This window comes from Streptomyces sp. NPDC055287 (assembly GCF_053646035.1).
Map to the genome: position 1 here is coordinate 1 of NZ_JBSHNE010000116.1, position 2,428 is coordinate 2,428.

General features: G+C 70.6%; 1 pseudogene. It reads left to right on the top strand.

The window, feature by feature from the left end:
• Positions 1-12: 12 nt before the first annotated feature.
• Positions 13-2,428 (top strand): annotated as a pseudogene (locus tag ACWIHY_RS40195) (type I polyketide synthase); the annotation flags it as partial.

A 2,428-nucleotide genomic window follows, 5' to 3' on the forward strand; every position in this document is an offset into this window, starting at 1 on the left:
GAGGTGGCGTCCTTGCTGGCGTCGCTCGGTGAGCGGTCGGTGTCGGGTGAGCTGCCTCCTTTGACCGGTGTGGTGCACACGGCTGGTGTGCTGGACGACGGTCTCATCGAGACACTGACACCGCAGCGGCTGGCGAACGTACTGCGATCCAAGGTTGACGGTGCGAGGCACCTGGACGAACTCACTTCGGGCCTGGACCTCGAGGCCTTCGTCCTCTTCTCCTCCGTCATCGGCGTATGGGGCAACGGCGGTCAGGCCGCCTACGCGGCGGCCAATGCCACCCTGGACGCACTCGCCCACGACAGGCACGTCCGTGGTCTTCCCGCGCTGTCCCTGGCGTGGGGCACCTGGAGTGGTGGCGGCATGGCCGACGGCGAGACCGACGAGCGGATGCGCCGACGCGGGCTGACCTCCATGGCGCCCGAAGCCGCCGTGGAGGCCCTCGCTTACGCGGTGGGGCCCGACGCGCCGTTCCTCGCCCTCGCCGACGTGGACTGGGAGCGATTTGTCGCGCAGTTCACCGCGACCCGGGGAAGCCGGCTGTTCGACGAAGTGCCTGAGGTGGCCCGTATCACCACCGGTTCGACCGCGGGCAGCGACTCCCCGGACGCGGAGTTGTCCGGGCCGGCGGCGGCCCAGCGGCTGGCGGGGCTCGCGCCCGGCGAGCAGGAGCGGGTGCTCGTGGATCTGGTGCGTACGCACGCGGCGGCAGTGCTGGGTCACTCCGGCGTGGACGAGATCGCGGTGGGACGCGCCTTCAGGGAACTCGGCTTCGACTCGATGCGGGTCATGGAGCTGCGCAACCGACTGAACGCGGCCACGGGGCTGCGGCTGGCCACCGGAGCGGTCTTCGACCACCCCACGGTCACCCTCATGGCACGGCACCTGCGCATGGAACTCGTCGGGACGGTCGCGGACACCGTTTCGGGGCCGGTTGCGGAGCCCGTGTCCGGGCCGCAGCCGACGGACGAGGATCCGATCGCGATCGTCGCGATGGGCTGCAGGCTGCCCGGCGACGTCCACACACCGGAGGATCTGTGGCAGCTCCTCGACGAAGGACGCGATGTTGTCTCCGGCTTCCCGACGGACCGTGGCTGGGACCTCGAGGGTCTCTACGACCCGGATCCGGACCGGCCGGGCAAGAGCTACGCACGGGAGGGCGGCTTCCTTCACGACGCCACCGAGTTCGACCCGGCGTTCTTCGGGATCTCGCCGCGTGAGGCGCTGGCGATGGACCCGCAGCAGCGGCTGCTGCTGGAGACGGCATGGGAGACGTTCGAGCGGGCCGGGATCGATCCCGCACAGCTGAAGGGCACCATGACCGGTGTCTTCGCCGGCATGACCTACCAGGACTACGGCGCGCGCCTGCACGAAGCCCCGGAATCGGTCGAGGGCTACCTCCTGACGGGCAAGTCGTCCAGCGTCATTTCGGGCCGCATCGCCTACACACTCGGGCTCCAGGGGCCCGCGATCACCGTGGACACGGCCTGCTCGTCGTCCCTGGTCGCGATGCACCTCGCGGCCCAGGCGCTGCGCTCGGGCGAGTGCACTCTCGCCCTGGCCGGCGGTGTGACGATCATGCCCGCACCCGGCATGTTCATCGAGTTCAGCCGGCAGCGCGGGCTGGCGGCGGACGGGCGCTCGAAGGCGTTCTCCGACGCGGCCGACGGCACCTCGTGGGCCGAGGGCGCCGGCCTGCTTCTCCTGGAGCGGCTGTCGGACGCGCGTCGAAACGGTCATCCGGTGCTCGGGCTGCTGCGCGGTTCGGCCGTGAACCAGGACGGTGCGAGCAACGGCCTTACGGCGCCCAACGGCCTGTCCCAGCAGCGCGTGATAAAGGCGGCGCTGGCCAGTGCCGGACTGTCGGCGGCTGATGTGGACGCGGTGGAGGCGCACGGTACGGGAACGACGCTCGGCGACCCGATCGAGGCCGAGGCGCTGCTTGCCACGTACGGGCAGGAGCGGCCCGAGGACCGGCCACTGTGGCTGGGCTCACTGAAGTCCAACATCGGGCACACGCAGGCCGCCGCCGGCGTCGCCGGCGTGATGAAGATGCTTGTGTCGATGCGGAACGGGGTGCTGCCCCGGACGCTGCATGTGGACGAGCCGTCGTCGAAGGTGGACTGGTCGGCGGGCGCGGTGGAGCTGCTGACGGAGGCGCGGGAGTGGCCGGAGGTCGAGGGGCGTGCGCGTCGGGCGGGTGTGTCGTCGTTCGGTGTGAGTGGTACGAACGCGCACGTGATCCTGGAGCAGGCGCCGGAGCAGGCCCTGGAGCGGGCGGTGGAGCAGGAGCAGGCTTCTGGCACGGTTCCGTTGGTCGAAGCCGATGTCGCTGTGGTGCCTGGGGTGGTGCCGTGGGTGGTGTCGGGTCGTGGTGTTGGTGGGTTGCGGGGGCAGGCGGCTGGGTTGTTGTCGCGGGTTGAGGGTG